Origin of the sequence: Halomonas sp. ND22Bw, assembly GCF_003011945.1 — a bacterium.
GTDB lineage: Bacteria > Pseudomonadota > Gammaproteobacteria > Pseudomonadales > Halomonadaceae > Halomonas > Halomonas halophila.
Genome location: NZ_PXWD01001437.1, coordinates 1 through 249, shown reverse-complemented (window position 1 = coordinate 249; position 249 = coordinate 1). Strand labels below are relative to the sequence as shown.

The 249-nt window shown below is 72.3% G+C and carries 1 protein-coding gene; it reads right to left on the bottom strand.

The genetic code is table 11. The annotated features are described in order from the left end of the window. On the bottom strand, positions 1–249 hold a 249-nt coding region (locus CVH10_RS22950; protein ID WP_146143329.1), incomplete at both ends, for a hypothetical protein.

The following is a 249-nucleotide window of genomic DNA, read 5'->3' as shown; positions in this document are numbered from 1 at the left end:
CATGGCCTTCCTCGCGCACGATGTCGGCGATCTGGCGCAGGAACCAGGGCTCATAGGCGCAGGCGGCGTTGACCTCCTCGACCGACAGGCCGTGGCGGAAGGCCTGGGCGATGACGCGGATGCGGTCGGGCGTGGGCACGCCCAGCGCGCGGACGACGGCGGCGCGGGCCGTCGCATCGTCAGCGGCCCCGGCGACGCCTTCGATCTCGATCTCGTCAAAGCCGGACAGGCCGGTTTCCAGCCCTCGCC